Source organism: Deltaproteobacteria bacterium (assembly GCA_016874775.1).
Lineage (GTDB): Bacteria > Desulfobacterota > Binatia > Bin18 > Bin18 > VGTJ01.
Map to the genome: position 1 here is coordinate 1 of VGTJ01000075.1, position 18,045 is coordinate 18,045.

16 protein-coding genes are annotated in these 18,045 nt (G+C 51.8%); 1 reads left to right on the plus strand and 15 read right to left on the minus strand.

What is annotated here, in order from left to right; translation table 11 throughout:
* Nucleotides 1-163: 163 nt before the first annotated feature.
* The 3 genes from FJ147_13930 to FJ147_13940 are packed head-to-tail and all read right to left on the minus strand — an operon-like array spanning nucleotide 164 to nucleotide 4,095.
* Entirely contained in the window at nucleotides 164-2,140 is a 1,977-nt protein-coding gene (locus FJ147_13930; protein ID MBM4256982.1) for a protein meaA, read from the minus strand.
* Nucleotides 2,141-2,170: 30 nt separating this feature from the next.
* The gene (gene mce / locus FJ147_13935; GenBank protein MBM4256983.1) at nucleotides 2,171-3,010 is read right to left on the minus strand and encodes a methylmalonyl-CoA epimerase; all 840 of its coding nucleotides are present in this window, start codon (nucleotides 3,008-3,010) and stop codon (nucleotides 2,171-2,173) included.
* Between the two features lie 47 nt (nucleotides 3,011-3,057).
* Nucleotides 3,058-4,095 (minus strand): CoA ester lyase, encoded by a 1,038-nt coding sequence (locus FJ147_13940; protein MBM4256984.1) that lies wholly within the window; start codon nucleotides 4,093-4,095, stop codon nucleotides 3,058-3,060.
* A 243-nt stretch (nucleotides 4,096-4,338) separates the two neighbouring features.
* Between FJ147_13940 and FJ147_13945 the strand changes: the two genes are divergently transcribed.
* On the plus strand, nucleotides 4,339-6,009 hold the full coding sequence (locus FJ147_13945) for an acyl-CoA dehydrogenase (GenBank protein ID MBM4256985.1): 1,671 nt from the start codon (nucleotides 4,339-4,341) through the stop codon (nucleotides 6,007-6,009).
* Between the two features lie 144 nt (nucleotides 6,010-6,153).
* Here the strand turns inward: FJ147_13945 and FJ147_13950 are convergent, their stop codons facing one another.
* The 12 genes from FJ147_13950 to lhgO all read right to left on the minus strand — a co-directional run bounded on the left by FJ147_13950 (nucleotide 6,154) and on the right by lhgO (nucleotide 17,936).
* On the minus strand, nucleotides 6,154-6,729 hold the full coding sequence (locus tag FJ147_13950; GenBank protein ID MBM4256986.1) for a nucleotidyltransferase family protein: 576 nt from the start codon (nucleotides 6,727-6,729) through the stop codon (nucleotides 6,154-6,156).
* Nucleotides 6,716-7,015, minus strand: a complete 300-nt coding sequence (locus FJ147_13955) for a hypothetical protein (GenBank protein MBM4256987.1) — start codon at nucleotides 7,013-7,015, stop codon at nucleotides 6,716-6,718. Before FJ147_13955 ends, FJ147_13950 begins: the two co-directional genes overlap by 14 nt.
* A 37-nt stretch (nucleotides 7,016-7,052) precedes the next feature.
* Nucleotides 7,053-8,117, minus strand: coding sequence for a MaoC family dehydratase (locus FJ147_13960; protein MBM4256988.1), 1,065 nt, complete (start codon nucleotides 8,115-8,117; stop codon nucleotides 7,053-7,055).
* Nucleotides 8,118-8,144: 27 nt separating this feature from the next.
* Entirely contained in the window at nucleotides 8,145-8,840 is a 696-nt protein-coding gene (locus FJ147_13965; protein ID MBM4256989.1) for an MBL fold metallo-hydrolase, read from the minus strand.
* Between the two features lie 133 nt (nucleotides 8,841-8,973).
* Nucleotides 8,974-9,600 (minus strand): cob(I)yrinic acid a,c-diamide adenosyltransferase, encoded by a 627-nt coding sequence (locus FJ147_13970; GenBank protein MBM4256990.1) that lies wholly within the window; start codon nucleotides 9,598-9,600, stop codon nucleotides 8,974-8,976.
* A gap of 84 nt (nucleotides 9,601-9,684) precedes the next feature.
* Entirely contained in the window at nucleotides 9,685-11,448 is a 1,764-nt protein-coding gene (locus tag FJ147_13975; protein ID MBM4256991.1) for a phosphoenolpyruvate carboxykinase (GTP), read from the minus strand.
* Nucleotides 11,449-11,570: 122 nt separating this feature from the next.
* Nucleotides 11,571-12,692 (minus strand): aldo/keto reductase, encoded by a 1,122-nt coding sequence (locus tag FJ147_13980; protein ID MBM4256992.1) that lies wholly within the window; start codon nucleotides 12,690-12,692, stop codon nucleotides 11,571-11,573.
* Nucleotides 12,689-13,903, minus strand: coding sequence for a response regulator (locus tag FJ147_13985; GenBank protein ID MBM4256993.1), 1,215 nt, complete (start codon nucleotides 13,901-13,903; stop codon nucleotides 12,689-12,691). Before FJ147_13985 ends, FJ147_13980 begins: the two co-directional genes overlap by 4 nt.
* A gap of 190 nt (nucleotides 13,904-14,093) precedes the next feature.
* Entirely contained in the window at nucleotides 14,094-14,741 is a 648-nt protein-coding gene (gene fsa / locus FJ147_13990) for a fructose-6-phosphate aldolase (GenBank protein ID MBM4256994.1), read from the minus strand.
* Between the two features lie 18 nt (nucleotides 14,742-14,759).
* The gene (folK, locus tag FJ147_13995) at nucleotides 14,760-15,266 is read right to left on the minus strand and encodes a 2-amino-4-hydroxy-6-hydroxymethyldihydropteridine diphosphokinase (protein MBM4256995.1); all 507 of its coding nucleotides are present in this window, start codon (nucleotides 15,264-15,266) and stop codon (nucleotides 14,760-14,762) included.
* A gap of 472 nt (nucleotides 15,267-15,738) precedes the next feature.
* Complete coding sequence (locus FJ147_14000; protein MBM4256996.1) at nucleotides 15,739-16,590, minus strand: MOSC domain-containing protein; 852 nt, start codon at nucleotides 16,588-16,590, stop codon at nucleotides 15,739-15,741.
* A 134-nt stretch (nucleotides 16,591-16,724) separates the two neighbouring features.
* A complete protein-coding gene (gene lhgO, locus FJ147_14005; GenBank protein ID MBM4256997.1) occupies nucleotides 16,725-17,936 on the minus strand; it encodes an L-2-hydroxyglutarate oxidase in 1,212 nt (403 codons plus the stop codon).
* Between the last annotated feature and the right edge of the window lie 109 nt (nucleotides 17,937-18,045).

Consider the following 18,045-nt stretch of genomic DNA (forward strand, 5'->3'; position numbering starts at 1 on the left):
GCAAATAAGCGCTTCGTTTCTTTCTCCATCATTGCTCCTACTTACGGCAACTGCAGAATAAACTCCACGGCGGCTGTTAACTTAATGCCATTGCCCTGCCAGGGAGAGGGCTAGGGTGAGGGTCGAATGTTGGGAATTAGGGTAAACGCAATTGCAATTAGCTCTAGGAATACGCCGCCTCGGCAACATCCACCATATCCGACAGAATCTTTGTCATCTCAAAGTCCTTCGGCGTATACACGCGCGCGACACCTGCCTTGCGGAGCATCGCTGCATCATCCTCTGGGATAATCCCACCAACTACAATGGGCACTTCGCCGAGTCCCTCAGCTTTGAGGCCTGCGATCACCTCAGGCACGAGGCGTAAGTGTGATCCAGAAAGGATGCTCAGGCCGATGAGATGGACACCTTCGTCACGCGCACTATTCACAATCTGGTCAGGCGTGAGACGAATACCTTCATACACCACTTCCATTCCTGCGTCGCGACACCACACAGCAATTTGCTCGGCACCATTGGAATGACCATCAAGGCCGGGTTTCCCAATCAACACCTTAAGTGGTCTTCCTAGGGCATCCGCAGATTTTCGCACGCGTGCACGCAACGTCTCCAGCCGTTCACCGACTTGGCCATTGGCTGTGCGGGTGACGACTGCACCACCGATGCCGGTCGGCGCACGGAATTCTCCGAACGCCGCACGTAGCGTCTGCGCCCATTCACCTGTAGTGACTCCAGACTGCGCGCAGCGAATCGAGACTGGCATGATGTTATCGCCGTTCGTTGCTGCATTGCGTAACGCGGCAAGTGCGGCTGAGACTTCTGTTTGATTGCGTGACGCACGAAACGATTGCAGCCGTGCGAGTTGATCGCGTTCCGCTGCTTCATCCACTTTGAGAATTGCTGACGAATCTCCAGTGTAGAGCGGTGACGGCGCAGTTTCAGTGAACTTGTTCACGCCAACTACTGTCTGTTCTCCGGCGTTGATACGTCGAACGCGTTCAGTATGGCTCGCGACCAATTGCTCTTTGACATAATCTAATGCCGAAATAATGCCGCCGAATTCTTGCACGCGTTCGACCTCAGCCCAGGCTGCACGTTTGATCTCTGCGGTCTTGGCTTCGGTAACCTTGCTGCCCTCGAAAATATCTTCGTACTCAAGAACATCAGTCTCGTATGCGAGAATCTGCTGGATACGCAGACTCCATTGTTGGTCCCACGGGCGAGGTAGCCCGAGCGCTTCATTCCAAGTTGGCAATTGCAGTGCCCGGCAACGTGCCTCTTTGCTCAATGTCACTCCCAGTGCTTCCAGGACAATACGTGGCACATTGTTCTCAGGTTGGGCTTCGGTCAAACCCAGTGAGTTGACTTGCACACCGTAGCGAAAACGGCGCAGTTTCGGGTCCGTTACGCCATAACGATCGCGCGTCAGTTCATCCCACAACTGCCCGAAGGCCCGGAGTTTACAGACCTCCTCAATAAAGCGAAGGCTGGAATTGACGAAAAAGCTGATGCGCCCGACTGCCTCAACGAATTCTCCTTCACTGACGTTCCCAGACGCACGCACGGTATCGAGAACAGCAATCGCCGTGCAGAGCGTGAACGCAACTTCTTGCACAGGCGTGGCCCCAGCTTCTTGCAGATGATAGGAGCAGACGTTGATCGGATTCCACTTCGGAACGTTATTAACGGTGTACGTGATCGTATCGCTAGTCAGGCGCAGACTCGGGGCAGGTGGAAAAATATAGGTCCCGCGCGAGAGGTACTCTTTGACGATATCGTTCTGGGTCGTTCCTTGTAATGCTTTCGCGTCGACACCTTGACGTTCCGCCACGGCGATATAGAGCGCGAGTAACCACGCTGCCGTACCGTTAATCGTCATCGACGTATTCATTTTGTCCAACGGAATCCCAGCAAAGAGGGTTTCCATATCGCCGATGTGGCCAACCGGCACACCGACTTTACCGACCTCGCCACGCGCGAGTTCATGGTCACTGTCGTAGCCAGTCTGCGTGGGTAAATCGAACGCCACCGACAAGCCCGTTTGGCCTTTGCTGAGGTTGAGGCGATACAACTCGTTGCTCGCCTTCGCGGTGGAATGACCAGAGTACGTACGCATGACCCAGGGATTGTCTTTTTTCATCGTCTATTCCTCGCGCTGAACATAGACATGCTAGCGCCGCGAAATTAGTTGCAGCAACACCCCATGTGTATGTTTCGGGCTGATAAACGCCAACTCGCTACCATCAGAAGCTTTCGCAACGTTCGCCTTGATGCCTTTTTCTCCGAGGGCGGAGATTGCACCAGGAAGATGATCAACATCGAGTGACAACAGGTACATACCTTCGCCATTCTTGGTCAGAAACTGCGCGATGGGGCTGTTGTCACCGAGCGGAGAGACGATCTCAATCTTGGCGTCACTAATAGGTAAGAAGGTATTGCGAATACCGAGGGCAGGGACCTCACCTGCGGGCTCACGCGAGAGCCCAAAGTTCTTTTGATAGGTCGCGACCGCCGTTTCGAGATCTTTCACAGCGATAACCACATGGTCGAGTCGTTTGGTAGTGAAGCGACGATTGCGTGCTTCACCGAGCAGCGAGGCGTGCTCGCTATGATCGACTGGTTGTGCATATTCGATCAAGGCACCACAACACGCTTGCGGATGCAGAAACGCGATGATGCCCGCCAAGCCTGGGCGCGGTTTCTGGTCGATGACGCGAATTCCTTTATCGATTGTGGCCTTTAACTCTGTTTCGACATTGTCAGTCTCAAAGCAGATATGGTGCAAGCCGCCACCTTTCTTTTCGAGAAATTTCGCGACTCCAGAATCAGTCGTGATCGGTTCCAGCAGTTCGATTTCACTCTCGCCAACTGGAAGCAGCGCAGCTTTCACGCCTTGATCTTGCACCGTGGCCATCTTGCCTAACGGAAGTCCTAGGATGTCTTTGTAGAACTCAAACGCTTCCTCGAGTTTGCGTACGACGATGCCAACGTGGTGGATTTTTTTAAGCATAGTGTTTCCTATCCTGGGAGCGCGGGCGTCTCGCCCGCGCTCCCAGATTATCCGACTCTCTTCATCTGCTCCAAAATGTCATACCCAGTGATGCCTTTGCTCTTTGCGGCTTGCTCAGCAAGATAGGCAGCACTGACTTTCTCTGCTTGTACTGCTTTTGCGAGGTCCATCAGAGCAATCTTGATGGTTGCTTCGTCGATCATTTCGCCAGTCTCAGGGTCAGGCATCGAGCCGCCACCTTTCTGATGATAGAGATCGAGGACACGAGTAGCGTATTGGATCTGCTTGTCAGTGGGCGTGTAGCACTCGTTGGCGATTTGCGCTTGCTGCGGATGAATCACCCAGGTGCCATCCATGCCCAGGTTGGCTGCACCAACGTTCTTGTCGCGTAACCCGGCTTCAATCTCAGCAACTTTGTCTTTGGAATCCTCTTTGCGCCACAGCGGGAGATAGACATTATCAATCGCATGCAAGCCTGCGGCTTTAGCGGCGATGACCACAGCTTGTTTGGCATAGAGGAAGTTGATGTTCTGATTCTTTACCACTTCGCGGATACCAAGAGTCGCGGCAAAGTCAGCGATACCAAAGATCAAGCCAGCCATGCGATCTGAAGCAGTAGCAATGTCATAGGCTTTGACGATGGCTTGGGGAATTTCGATGAGAGACTCAAGTTGTAGCCGGGTTTTCCAGCCGGCTTTCTTTTCTAAACTATCAAGTAGTGAGGAAACATACTTAATATCATCTGGCCCGTGAATCTTGGGTAGAATCAGGCCATGAAATTTATCAGGTGCGCCAGTGACGATCGCTTCGATATCACCAAGGAAGAATTCTGAACGTACGTTATTGGGGCGAACGGTAATGACCTTCTTTCCGAAGTCGAGCGTATTGAGCGCTTCGACGACACATTGACGGCTCTTGGGCCCTTTGAACTCGTACGGACAAGCGTCTTCAAAGTCCATCATCACATGGTCAACTGGTGACTTCACTGGATCGGCAGCATTTTGGTGTAGCTTCATGCTGTGACCAGGGTAGGTCATCTCAGTGCGGGGAATGACAAAACGCTTGCCTCTATCGAGTACGAACATAGTTCCTCCTGAAAAATAAGCTGTTAGCTGTCAGCAGTCAGCGTTCAGCAGAACACAAAGGAGTTTCAATATACGCCTCTTTTTTTAAGCTGATGGCTGAATGCTGAGCGCTGAGTGCTGTCTTCTAGCAGATCATGCTGCCCTAGCCCAGGGTCCTAGAGGATGTTATCAACCGTTTCGCTAACATTGTATACTCGATCGATAAGGTTAGCTTCTTTCTCTCTGTCCCAAAAATAGAGAGAAATGAGGACTGGCAACTACACGAGGAGACGTAGCATGACCGATATGCTCCGGCAAACCACAGCCATTGTTGATGCCCTGCAGAAGATGCGTGATGAAGCTTTGCATCACGGCCGCAAAATCACGGAAAACGGCAAAGCGATAGATGAGCACCAAGTGCATACAGAACGGCTTGCCTACCTGGCGACTGAAGTCGAAGCTGCGCGTGCGTTATTAGCATATGCGAATGGAGCCCAAGAGCACGGTGAGACCGAAGCCAGTGAGATGGCACTTGGGTTTGCTTCGGAAATCGGCCAGAAATGGCTCAATCAGGCTGACATTCACCTGACTGACTTTGGTTTTGCTGAAGCGGTGTTAGGAGACACCATCGGACGAGGTGACATCAAAGCCGCAATGCGCGTCGGTGCGCATGAGAATCGCTTTCGCCAGATTGGTCGTTCGGTGATCGCTAATCGTGGCGTCAATAATTCCTGGTTGGAGAGTGATATCGCTGTAATGACCCGCGACTCAGTGCGCCAATTTGCTCGCTCTGAAGTGTCGCAAGTTGCCGAGCGGGTGCATCGTCATGATGAGTTGATTCCCGAACATATCATTACGCACATGGCGGAACTGGGCTTCTTTGGCATGTCGGTGCCTGAAGAATACGGCGGTGGCGGCATGGGTAACTTAGCCATGATTATCACCACTGAAGAGTTGTCGTGCGCTTCGCTTGGTGTCGCTGGGAGCTTGATTACACGCCCAGAGATTCTGACGAAAGCCTTGCTTCGTGGTGGCACCGAAGCGCAAAAGAAAAAGTGGTTACCTCCGATTGCTGCTGGCGAGTTGATGGTGGCGATCTCCGTGACTGAGCCTGACACTGGATCAGATGTTGCCTCAGTAAAATGTCGTGCAGAAGCAGCGACAGTTGGTGGTAAGCAAGGTTACGTGATCAACGGCGCCAAAGCCTGGTGTACCTTTGCTGGACGTGCCAACATTATTGCGATGCTGACACGCACCAATCCTGATCCGAAGTCTGGAGCGCGTGGACTCTCGCTATTTATTGTTGAAAAAGACCAGTTTCCTGGGCACTCATTTGAGATGCGTCAACCGACTGGTGGTGTTCTGGGCGGCACAGCGATTCCGACATTAGGATATCGTGGCATGCACTCGTACATTCTCAACTGCGACAACTACTTTGTCCCTGCCGAAAATCTCGTTGGTGAAGAAGGTGGACTCAATAAAGGCTTCTATTTGCAGATGGCGGGATTTGCCGCAGGTCGATTGCAGACCGGTGGACGTGCCACTGGTTTAGCGCAGGCTGCACTGGAAGTGACAGCGACGTATGCCAACGAACGCAAGCAGTTCGGCACTTCGCTTGGAGACTTCCAACTCACACAATACAAACTCGGACGCATGGCCACTTACGTTGCCGCTGCGCGGCAACTGTCCTACGCCGCAGCACCGGCGATGGACAAAGACGAAGCTGCCGCTGTCATTGCTGCGATGGCAAAGTTGTTAGCATGCGATGTGGCTGTGTCCGTCACGCAGGAAGGACAACTGATCCACGGCGGCTGGGGGTATGGCGAGGAGTATGCGATATCGCGTTATGTCGTTGATGCTCTCGTGCTCCCAATCTTCGAGGGCGTGAAACCGATTTTGGAACTAAAAGTGATTGGAAGAACGCTACTGGCGTAAAACATTGGCTATTCCTCTCCCCCTTTCTCGCTATGTTTGAACTTCCCTCTCCCTGCCAGGGAGAGGACTAGGGTGAGGGTCGAGTGCTGAGCTAAAGACAAGCCTACGTTGCTTTAGATTCCGTTTTTTCTCGATCCTCAATTCTTATTGTTCATCCACCTTTAACGGCACTGGAATAGTAGTACAAAGTTGATTCCATTTCTGAACGCGTTCGTCCTCTTCTCCAACAGAGTCAACAAGCCAACGACGGATATACGCACGGTCAAGCCGGTCCCCCTGAAGTGAAAGAACTCGGTCGATATCAACGATATCTTTCCCGCGAAAAAAGAGCAGTTTCAGAACAACCAGATCCTCTGCAGAAAGAATGCGGATTGGGCGATCAAAAAGTGAGACGGTCGCTACCCGTCGAGCGGCTTCCTCGTGAAGCGGAATTGAATCCACAAACATATCGACTGGAACGTCTCCTACGAAGCCGCGAGCGTTACCTCGTTCCTCAGCCGATGTAAGCGCGGTAGTGCGGTCAATTGTCAGTCCGGCTGGTATGGGAATGTCCAATGTTTCGGCAAACTGTTCTGGAGCAATAAATAAATTGATATCGACAGCGTGCGTGCCGCGTGCGACACCCCAGTAGGCGTACGCAATGGCGCCGCCAATTGTATAGGGAATGTGTGCAGCTTCAAGTCGGTCAGCGAGGAGGCGAGCAACTTCAGCGGGGTCCATGGCTCTTCTGCTGCTGGATACGACGGCGAGTGACCAGGCGCTGCCATTTCTCGGCAAAATCGTCTGGCAGCGGGTCTCGGTACGCAGCAATCTGAGGAAAATCAGGTCGTGACCGTAATATCGCCCAGGCCGCACGGCAGACTGCCACGAGTCGCTTTCCATGTTCCTGCGGTGAGAGGTTACGCATCGACGCTACGTCGTCCTCAATTGCTGCGCGTGGCGATTGTGCAACACGACGAAGTGCTTCGATGACGCGAGCTTGCCGAACGTCTTGCATGGCCATCATCGTAGCGTAATCCCCGAGGAGTGGCTATTAAGCCAAGCTACGCATAGTGGGATCGCCGTTTCACCGCCATCTCTCGCTCCAAATAAAAGATCTCCATCTTCTCCCAGGCATCGCCCTTTTTGATGAGCTTGTGGCCTCGTAAAATCGTGGCGACGATACCAAGGTCTGCGCGACCAGGGTAATCGCGTTTGCCAGTGATTTCAGTTGCGGCAAAGACAGTATCGCCGACGAAAATCGGTCCAGTGTGACGCCCTGTGATGTAGGACACATCACCTAGCGCATTATCCCCAACGTCCGGGCACGAAAGACCAAGACAGAGATTGAATGGAATACCACCATACACGATCAATTGTCCGCCAATGTACTTCGCGGGATTTTGGTCGACCATGTACTGATTGCTATGGACTTGCGAGGTGTTATCGAGCATCGCCGTCCATTCCATGTGAGCCGTGGTTACGGTGCGCCCACGGGAATGTTCAAGCGTGTCGCCGACATTGAAGTCTTCAATGTAGGTGTCAGGATTAGTCAGATGAGCGAGTTCCTGATACGTGCGACTCTTATCATAAGCCGGAACCTGCAGGTCGCAGGGAATGGTTGGGATCTCTGCTTGTGAGGATGCTTCGACTTTCGCGTCTTGCTTATCTTTCCAGATTTGTACTTTGCGTTGCAAGGTGAGAACGACTTCACCGTTCTGATTGCGCCCGGTGGTTTGTACATGCACCACACCACGATCTGGCTCTTTCGATGAAGGTTGGACACCAACAACAGTCGTTTCAACCTCAATCGTGTCGCCGATGTATACCGGCGCACCGAAACGCATATCGCGATATTCCAGATTGGCGCGAGCATTTTCGGAAATGTCTTCCACGCTTTGACTGAAGACGATGTTCATTACCAACCCTGGTGGAGCGATTAATCCTTTGAAGCCGTAGCGCTGAGCGTAGCGAAGGTTCTTACTCAGCGGGTTTGTGGTCATGCCAAATTCGGTGAAGGCGTTGAACAACCCTTCAGTCACGGTCTTACCCACTTTGTGGCGAAACAGTTGACCAACACGAAAGTCTTCAAGAAAATTGCCACGTTTTTTACGAATGATCACGCTCAGGTCCTACCTTCTGTATACGATGACGAATCATCCCATCATTGACATAAACTCTTGTAACGTCTTACTGCTCAAATGCAGATACATATTGTGACGCCGCTGGCTGGCGATGGTATCCGACGGCTGACCAGCATAATTGTGGCCAGGGTAGAGGATGGTTTCGTCTGCGAGTTTGGAGAGTGTTTGCAGACTGTAGTACATGTCTTCAGGACTGCTGCCGGGTAAGTCGACGCGCCCACATGAGCCAATGAACAACGTGTCGCCCGCGACAAGGCAATTCTCAACCAGGAAACATTGTGACCCTGGCGTGTGACCAGGAGTGTGAATAAATGTAATCTTTATATTGCCGACGTTGGTAGTATCACCGCCGCCGACTTGCACGATATCTGATGCCGAGAGTCCAGCTATGCGGTTCAAGTACGGGGCTTCGGCTTTGTTGACGTAGACTTTGGCTTTCACCAACTCTAGTAATTCAGCTGCACCTGGAATCTTATGACCTTGGAAATCACCACCAAGATGATCTTGGTGATAATGGGTCACGAGTGCTTTGCTGACGGTGTAGCCATCCTGTTCAGCAATGCGCACGATGGCTGGAACATCCCATGCAGCATCGACCACCAGGGCTTCACGAGTTGTTGAGTCACCGATCAGGTAGGTGAAATTTTGCATTGGGCCAATTTGGATTTGTTTGAAATATAACGTCGGGGCAACCATGATTTTCTCCATTATGTGCTACGTCGGAAGTTCGAGATTCAAACGCTGCATTTTTTGGGACTAGGGACTAGAGGCTTGGGACTAGCTTCCTTCCCACAAGCCCAATGCCATTACCCTACAAGCCCCTAGCCCCCAGCCCCTAGTCTCATGCCTCACGTTTCACCTTTTTATTCCTCTCATGTCCCCGTAGTCCACGTTCCCATAAATACTCTGGCTCGCCGAGATTCTTGCTCACCCAGCGTGACAAGACGAACAAGAGGTCACTCAGACGGTTCACATACTTGAGTGGCCATTCGCTGATTTCTTCTTCCCGCGACAAACGCAGGATCTCGCGTTCAGCGCGGCGACAAACCGTGCGAGCTTGATGAAGAAAGCCACTGACCTTTCCACCACCGGGCAGAATAAAGGAATTGAGAGGAGCAAGGTCTTTTTGCAGATCGTCGATCAAGCGCTCAAGCGCTTTGACTTCTGCGTCGCCAACACGAAACATGCCTTCATAGGAGAAGTCGGACGGGGTAGCCAGTTCACTGCCAAGATCAAACAGTTCGTTTTGTAAGCGACGGAAAATCTCGTCGAGTCGTTTGGCTCCTGGAAGACGGTCTTTGAGTTCGTCGTTGAACACACGCGCCAAGCCGAGCACGGAGTTGAGTTCATCGATCGTGCCGTACGATTCAATCCGTGTCGCGTCTTTGGCAACTTTCTTCCCGCCGACGAGTTTGGTGAAACCTTTATCGCCGGTGCGGGTGTACACTTTGGTGATGCGAATAGCCATGGGTAGGGATTGGGGTTAGGTGTTGGGGGTTAGGTGTTGGGGAGGAAAATTTCCTACTAGCCCCCAGTCCCTAACCCCCAGCCCCTAGGATTGTAAGCGCTTTTCTAGTGCTTCACACTCTTGCCAGAGTTCTTTAGGCATATGGTCGCCGTACTTTTGGAAATACTCTTTCTGTCCAGCGACGGCTTCGAGCCAGCCCTTGCGATCAATGCCAAGAAGCTCGCGTAAGGTTTCTGGTGTAACGTCGAGACCGGTGACATCAAGCCCTGATAGATGGGGGAGATAGCCAATCGGGGTCTCGGCTGCTCCTACCTCATTATGGACTCGGTTGATCACCCAGCGCAGGACACGAAGATTCTCACCGAATCCTGGCCACAAGTACTTTCCTTCGGGACTCATCCGGAACCAGTTCACGCGGAAGATCTGTGGCGGATTCTTCAATCCTTTACCGACGTTCAACCAATGCGCGAAATAGTTACCCATGTTGTAACCGCAGAATGGCAGCATCGCCATCGGGTCGCGGCGCACAACTCCAGTCTGCCCAATCGCCGCGGCGGTCGTTTCCGATGCCATCGTCGCACCAAGGAACACACCATGCTGCCAGTTGAATGATTGATACACAAGCGGAATCAGACTGGCACGACGACCACCAAAGAGGATGGCGGAAATAGGAACCCCATTGGGATTTTCCCATTCTGGTGACATGGCAGGGCACTGACTTGCAGGAGTAGTGAACCGTGAATTGGGATGTGACGCTTTGGTCGTGCTGTCCGGCGTCCACGGTTTGCCTTGCCAATCGATTGCCTCATGCGGTGGGGGACCATCCATGCCTTCCCAGTACGGAGTACCGTGAGGAGTGACGGCGACGTTCGTGTAGATCGTATTCTTCCGAATCGTGTTCATCACGTTCGGATTGGTTTTCATATTGGTGCCAGGGGCAACACCAAAGAAGCCGGCCTCGGGGTTAATGGCCCACAAACGTCCATCCGGTCCGGGCCGCATCCAGGCAATGTCCTCACCGACCGTCCGCACTCTATAGCCTTTTTGACTTTCCGGTGGGACGAGCATCGCCATGTTCGTTTTGCCACAGGCGCTCGGAAAGGCTGCTGCGACATATGTCGTGCGACCACTGGGATCCTCGATACCGAGGATGAGCATGTGCTCTGCAAGCCATCCCTCTTCACGGGCCATATAACTACCGAGCCGTAGTGCGTGACATTTCTTGCCGAGGAGGGCATTGCCACCGTAACCAGAACCTACCGACCACAATAATCGTTCTTCTGGGAAGTGGAGGATAAAACGACGGTCCGGGTTCAAATCACCAATCGAGTGTAGTCCACGAACATATTTATCTGACGAGCCCAATCGATCGGAGGCGACTTTTCCCATTCGCGTCATTGTTCGCATGCTGACGGCGACATAGGGGCTATCTGTGAGTTCGACTCCAACCTGGCTATAGGGAGAACTCACCGGCCCCATGATGTAGGGAACTACATACATGGTACGATCCTTCATCGCGCCTGAGAACAACGCCCCGACTTTCTCTTTCGCTTCTGCTGGTGGCATCCAATTGTTGTTCGGTCCTGCATCGTCTTTTTTGCTTGTACACACGAAGGTCAGATGTTCAGTACGGGCAACGTCACTAGGGTCGCTGCGATGGAGATAGCAACCCGGATACTCTCTCTGGTTCAGTTCCATGAGGGTCCCATTGGCAAGCATTTCCTTGACGAGTTTATGGTATTCAGCATCAGAACCGTCGCACCAGTGAATATTCTTAGGCCGGGTGAGCTGGGCACATTCGTCGACCCATCGCTCTAAGGGAGTTGGCATACGGTGTCCTTTCTCCATCCGATAAGGAATTGAATTCTCTTATGATATATCAATCAAGCATTAGCAGACGAATCAAGAGCAGAAAGGGGTAGAGAAGAAAAGAAAGGTTTTTCCTAGTTATAAGAGAAGCTTCTTTTTTCTTAGCGCTGCTCGAGGTGAGAACGAAAGAGTCGCTCCAGTTGGGTAAAAGCTGCGGGGGCAATCGTTGCAAGCTCAAGGTTGTGCTCGACATGAGCGACAGATTTCATGCCGACGAGAGCTGTGGTGATCCCTGGGGTCGAACGGACAAATTGAATAGCCCGTTGCGCATCAGAGTGCAGTCCGGTGAGGGCTTCGCCAATAGCGGTAGGTAACTGATGAGAGAGTCGGCCTTGTAAAATCGAGGCACTGGCCATGACGGTAATATCTGCGTCATGTGCAGCTTCCAAAAAGCTGACCATTGTCTTGTTCTGACGCTGGTTACGCTGCGTCAGCGCTTCCATCATGGCGAGATTGTATGGGAGTTGGACGACTTTGAAGTGATGCTGGCTGCCGCCAACACGTTCCGCAATGTCAACCAAGTCATTGAGAAAAAGCACGTCTCGCGCTGTCGGCGCTTGACGGTAGCCGTTCCACGTTGCCGTGCCGTAGTGACGGATTTTCCCTGCGGCGACTTTTCCTTCAAGGATCGTGAAAGTCTCCTCAAGTTGTTTGTAGAACTCTTGTCGCGTGCGCTTTTGCAGTTGTGCTTCAGGATTATGAAGATAATAGATGTCGATGCATTCGAGCCCAAGATTACGGAGGCTCTGCTCAACTTGAGCATCAATGTAACGAGGAGCAACACAGTTCCAATCGACGATGTCGCTACTTGTCGCTAGACCAGTGGCAATAAACTGAGAGTGGACATACGAACGAGGGTCAGATGGGACAGCGCCATCAAACGCGATGTATCCGCCTTTGGTGGCAACAACGACAGCTTCCCTCGAAACCTTTCCTGCTTGGACACAGGCGGCGAGCGTCTGTCCGATGATGCGTTCGCTGCGTTGATGGCGATAGTTAATGGCGGTATCAAGAACGTTGCAGCCGAGTTCTAGTGCACGCCCAATCGCTGTTCCATAGAGCGCGTCGGCGCGCTCGTCTGGCTCTCCCAAGTAGGTTCCAAGCCCGATAGAAGACAACCAAAGATCAGCGGCAGAGCGGAAATGACCTGCTGCGCAGGTGCGAGAGAACCGTTGCCGATAGGCAGCAGTTCCTTCCGATGTGGCATACCCAGGAAGTGTCACTTTGTGTCCTGTGAGGGAAGGGGTGGTTGCGGGGCAAGTTCAGGGCGGCAGCGCTGTAAGATGATATTTTTCAGCTTCGTCGGATCAACCGGTTTCTTGAAGATCACTTCTTGTAGTCCTTCAAGGCGGCTGCGTTTGATGACGTGATCCTTATCATAAAAGTACGCGGTCATCAGAATGACCGGAGTCTGGCGATAACGCTCACGGATCTCCATGTAGAGGTCATAACCATCAAGGTCAGGCATTACGACATCGCTGACGACAATATCGACCTTACGCCGTGCCAGGACTTTCAACGCCTCCAAGCCATTGGTTGCGATTTCGACTTCGCATCCTTCCTCTCGTAAGAGGTCGCGGAGGGAGTAACACACGCCTAAATCATCATCGACCACTAGGATGATGAGTCCAGCCAGGGCACGAGAGGTCAGTTTCGCTTCCTCTGAGACAGGAGACGAGATGACATCATCACGTCCGAGGTCAGCCATGCGTGAACCGTGGAGATATTCAGTGGTTGTGTAGCGGCTGCCGTGCGCGAGATCATCGATACGATTCACAATCGCGCGAATCTTTTGCAGCTCACGATGAATCGATTCGACACGTTCCTCTTCGACGACATGCTCTTCATCCGGCAACACTTGCGCTAGATGTTTGGACAGCACTTCTAAATTATTGAAAATCACTTCAAGTGGGTTGTTAATCCGATGAGCAAGACCCACAGCCAACTCGCCTAATGTTGCCAGTTGGTCCCGGCGACGAATCTCGCGAAGATCTTTGAGAAAGCCAATCGAGCCGAGTTCATGGCCAATTTCATCGTAAATGACCGAACCTGAGATCGCTACCGGAATATGTTCTCCGTTCTTGGCTACCAATTCGGTTTCGAAATTCTTCACTTGCCCGGTTTCGCCGCTTTCGCCGGCGCGCATCGCCTTCATCACACGTCGTGCTTCTTCAATACTCGGATACACTGTTGTGACCTGTGTGCCGCGAATTTCACCGGGGGTATACCCTAACGTACGATATGCTCCATCGTTATAGAAAATAATTTGCCCTTCGTTATCGACGGCAATGACAATATCGAGGGAACTTGCGAGCAGATGCTCAAAGTAGACCGGAGGAAGTTGGAACATAGCGAAATACTTCCTTTTGCCTCGCTTTCTTAGTGATTGAACTCCACGAAAAAAGCCAAAGCAATACCCTAGAGGAGAGCCCATGTTAGGCCCTCCTTCTTCTGATCGTCAAGACCAGCAAAACGGCATCGGGTTCAGGTTACAATGATATGAGTTCAGATCTGAGCACCTGGGGTTGTCACTCTGAACGAAGTGAAAGGCCTCTCTGAAAAGATTCTTCGCTGCGCTCAGTCATGACAAGCCTGCAGGTTTACATTGTCAAATACACAGGCGATTAGCGCTGTGTGGCTTTGTGATAATCGGCGAGGAACTTTTCTAAACCAATATCGGTAAGAGGGTGTTTCATAATCTGTTGCAGCACGCTGAAAGGACAAGTGGCGACATGGGCTCCGAGTTCAGCTGCACGTACAAAGTGCATAGGGCTACGGACACTCGCGACCAAGACTTGAGTGGGGAAGTTGTAATTCTTGTAGATCTGGACAATGGAAGAAATCAGTGCCATGCCATCTTCGGCAATATCGTCGAGACGACCAACAAAGGGGCTGGCAAAAGTGGCACCTGCTTTGGCGACAAGGACTGCCTGCGCCGCGGAAAACACGAGTGTGACGTTGACACGAATCCCTTGGCTACTCAACGCTTTGGTAGCTTTAAGCCCTTCAGGAATCATTGGGACTTTGACGACAACGTTGGGATGGATAGCTGCCAGACGTTTTCCTTCCTCGATCATGCCAGGAGCGTCGACACTGACAACTTCAGCGCTAATCGGCCCATCAACGATTGAGCAAATCTCGTTGATAACCGATTCTTGGGTGCGCCCTGACTTTGCGATAAGGGAAGGATTCGTGGTTGCACCATCTAGAATGCCCCACGCATTGGCTTCACGAATTTCCTTGACGTCTGCTGTGTCGATGAAGATTTTCATAACGCCCTCTTTCTGCTCTTAGTCAGCATGTGGTGGTAAGAGCATTACCTTTTTATCATTTTTTAAGGCCGCGAGTAACTCAGCGACAGTGGCTCCGAGACGAGGATGCGTCATTTGCGGGGCAAGTTCAGACAACGGAAGCAGGACAAAGCGTCGATTCGGCATTTCTGGATGAGGAACTTTGAGGGTCCGACTCTCGACGATGTAGTTATCAAACAGAAGAATATCGAGATCGATCTTGCGCGACGCCCATTTCTTGGTTTGCGGCGTCTTCTTCCGTCCCATCGCCTTTTCAATAGCTTGCAGGCGACTAAGGAGTTTCTCAGGAGCGAAGTCGGTCTCTAGCTCGATGACACCGTTGACATACCAGTTTTTGGCGTCTCCGATCGGCTCACTCTCGTATAAAGAGGAGCGTTTGACAATACGCGTTTTTGGCAACGCAGAGATTAACTCTAGTGCCTTTTGATAATTCGCTCGGCGGTTGCCCAAATTTGAACCGAGACCAATAAAGACCCGGTAAAACATCTCTCCTACATGTTGAGCTGTTGCCCCTTGTGTCCGCTGAAATTCATCTTTGCTCCCTCAGGCCAGAGCAAGATAACGGACGCAAGTACTATCAACAGAAGCTCTTTCGCCATCGATGGGGTTGTTTGCGTTGATCATCCTTTCGATAACGTTAGCCAGCAACAATCAAACGAGTGTCGCTCCTTTGTGTTGCCAGGCTTCTGTTGCCTGGTCCTGCCACAGCTGCAATTTATTAAAATCATTAGAGAAAATCACACGCTTGATGGTGTTTTTTACCACCATCGCCTCGCGCGGTGAATGTATTGGCAATAAGAGAGAAGATGAGAGAAGAGATGGTTGGTAGGAGAGGGGAATAGGGATCGTCAGCACCATGTCCTCGCACGTAGACATTATCTATACAGATAATTCTGTGGTCTGACAACTGTTGACGCGCAAATCGGATGATTTTTGCGCCGATCCCCTTTCATTTTCTCTACGATAGCAGGTCGACCGAGTCTCCTACTCGGATCTCACCTGCTCTGTGGATCGTGGCATAAGATCCAACATGTTGAGCATTCTTTTGTACGACAGTGCGTAATATCCGCGGATCTTTCGGCAGATGCCCTTGCTGAAGTGTGGTCATAACGCAACGAATGGTTGGGACATTGACCGCTATTTCAACGGGCCCAATCTTCAGCCTTTTTCCTTTCCACGAGGCTTCGAGGTCTGGCGTCCTGTTGTCATCCGTGGCGATGACGATATTGGGACGGAACCGCTGTGGAGAAAATTGGCCTTCAGGGTAGTGAACTGAAAGTCCTTGTAAGCTGGCAGTAGTGAGCAGATGGACCGGATAGGCATCAAAATACGTTCCTAATGGCGCGACATACTGAAAGATTTCTTCTGGAATCCCCTCAAAAGAAGGCAACGGTTCCCCTTCTTCTAGGCCAAAAAGAGGGCGTAAGTCACCCAGACCACCAGGTGCACGACGATAATGATCGAGGTTGTCTTTGGGCTGGCGCGGCCAGAGGGTGACCTCACGGCCTAAAGCCTGAGAGAGCTGTGTGTTGAGGGTTGGATCGTCGGTCCGCACGGTGGTGTGGTGCGGCAAGGTAATTTCAGCGAGCGGGATATGCGTGTCTGATGGCGTGGCAAGATACCGTGCTGAAAACTGAAAGAGCTGAGGGATGTTCTTCGCTCCACGAATTTCGCCTGCTTTCTCATCGCGGATCGCATACCCACGGTCACCAGGAATACCAAGCTGACCAATAGCTGTGCTGGAAATCTGTTCTCCTAGCATCGATTTGACTGGATAACGCCAAAGACTCTGGATTGTGCCGATACGCATAAAACACTCCGTGATTCGTTTCAGGTTTATCAAAGGGGCTGGGGACTTGGGACTTGGGGTTTGTTTTATTCTTTCCAAGTCCCAAGTCCCCAGCCCCAAGTCCCACCATTAAACTACTGACTACTGGCCATTTTCTAGTCCCACGCAAATTCCGTAGCCGCCTTTTCCACAATCATCTTACCAATCGCTAGCGATGCAGTTGCACCCGGCGATGGGGCATTCAAAACATGCAATGCACTTCCTGTGACGGAAATCATAAAATCGTCGACCAACGCTCCGTTCGAAGAAATTGCTTGTGCACGAACGCCACTGCCACCTGGTTGTAAATCACTCATGGTTAATTCTGGCATCAGGCGTTGCAATGCAGTGAGAAAGGCCTGCTTGCTGAAGGAACGATAGATTTCGCCGAGACCGGTTTGCCAATATTTACGTGCGACTTTGCGAAAACCTGAGAATGTCAAGGTTTCTTGCAGGTCACGAGCGTTGAAGTCGCTCTTCTTATAACCCTCGCGAGCAAAGGCGAGTACGGCATTGGGACCAGCCTCAACAATCCCGTCGATCGTTCTGGTAAAGTGAACGCCAAGAAACGGGAAGGCTGGATCAGGGACTGGATAAATCAGATTTTTCACCAGACTGTGGCGTTGAGGAATGATAGAGTAATACTCGCCACGAAACGGCACGATTTGTAAATCAATCTGTGCACCGGCCATTCGTGCAATACGGTCGCACTGGAGCCCACCACAGTTAATCATGAACTTGCTGTAAACTGCCCCTTGGGAGGTTTCAAGGACAAGTCCACCGTCAGCCCGTGCGATCCGCCGTAACTCATGTCGCAGGCGAATCTCTCCACCTTTTTCTTGCACGAGTCGGGCATAGGTTTGCGCGACTCGTGGAAAATCGATGATACCAGTGGTCGGCACATGCAGCGCTTTGACGCCAGTCGCATGTGGTTCAAGCTCACGCAGCCGTTCCGGGCCGATCATCTCCATTCCTTCGACCCCATTGGCCGTGCCACGTCGGTGCAATTCTTCAAGACGCGGGATCTCTCCTTGTGAAGTCGCAACGACCACTTTGCCGCAGATCTCGTAAGGAATCTCGTACTGCTGACAAAATGCGATGATCGCTTTTGCGCCAGTCACACAGGTCTGCGCTTTGAGCGAACCTGGCTTGTAATAAATGCCAGAATGAATCACTCCGCTGTTATGGCTCGTCTGATGAGCAGCGAGGCGATCTTCTTTTTCCAGCACTGCGAGTCTGAGCTGCGGCCAACGCCGCGTGATCTCTAACGCAGTCGCGAGGCCGACGATGCCACTGCCGATGATGGTGAGGTCAAATTGGGAAGACATAAAAAGTAGTCAGTAAAAAAAAGCTATAGGCTGTAAGCTCCAGGCTATAGGTTAAGGAGGACCAAACGACTCTTGCTCGACTCACTCTTGTCTTTCCTCTTTTTCCACC

What these genes read in the sequence shown, in the direction of transcription:
- FJ147_13970 (MBM4256990.1), bottom strand. Translation starts at nt 9,600, where the DNA reads ATGGCTATTCGCATCACCAAAGTGTACACCCGCACCGGCGATAAAGGT.
- FJ147_13950 (MBM4256986.1), bottom strand. Translation starts at nt 6,729, where the DNA reads ATGGACCCCGCTGAAGTTGCTCGCCTCCTCGCTGACCGACTTGAAGCT.
- FJ147_13945 (MBM4256985.1), top strand. Translation starts at nt 4,339, where the DNA reads ATGAGGACTGGCAACTACACGAGGAGACGTAGCATGACCGATATGCTC.
- FJ147_13975 (MBM4256991.1), bottom strand. Translation starts at nt 11,448, where the DNA reads ATGGAGAAAGGACACCGTATGCCAACTCCCTTAGAGCGATGGGTCGAC.
- FJ147_14000 (MBM4256996.1), bottom strand. Translation starts at nt 16,590, where the DNA reads ATGCGTATCGGCACAATCCAGAGTCTTTGGCGTTATCCAGTCAAATCG.
- folK (MBM4256995.1), bottom strand. Translation starts at nt 15,266, where the DNA reads ATGTTTTACCGGGTCTTTATTGGTCTCGGTTCAAATTTGGGCAACCGC.
- FJ147_13955 (MBM4256987.1), bottom strand. Translation starts at nt 7,015, where the DNA reads ATGATGGCCATGCAAGACGTTCGGCAAGCTCGCGTCATCGAAGCACTT.
- FJ147_13965 (MBM4256989.1), bottom strand. Translation starts at nt 8,840, where the DNA reads ATGGAGAAAATCATGGTTGCCCCGACGTTATATTTCAAACAAATCCAA.
- lhgO (MBM4256997.1), bottom strand. Translation starts at nt 17,936, where the DNA reads ATGTCTTCCCAATTTGACCTCACCATCATCGGCAGTGGCATCGTCGGC.
- FJ147_13940 (MBM4256984.1), bottom strand. Translation starts at nt 4,095, where the DNA reads ATGTTCGTACTCGATAGAGGCAAGCGTTTTGTCATTCCCCGCACTGAG.
- FJ147_13930 (MBM4256982.1), bottom strand. Translation starts at nt 2,140, where the DNA reads ATGAAAAAAGACAATCCCTGGGTCATGCGTACGTACTCTGGTCATTCC.
- FJ147_13985 (MBM4256993.1), bottom strand. Translation starts at nt 13,903, where the DNA reads ATGGGCTCTCCTCTAGGGTATTGCTTTGGCTTTTTTCGTGGAGTTCAA.
- mce (MBM4256983.1), bottom strand. Translation starts at nt 3,010, where the DNA reads ATGCTTAAAAAAATCCACCACGTTGGCATCGTCGTACGCAAACTCGAG.
- fsa (MBM4256994.1), bottom strand. Translation starts at nt 14,741, where the DNA reads ATGAAAATCTTCATCGACACAGCAGACGTCAAGGAAATTCGTGAAGCC.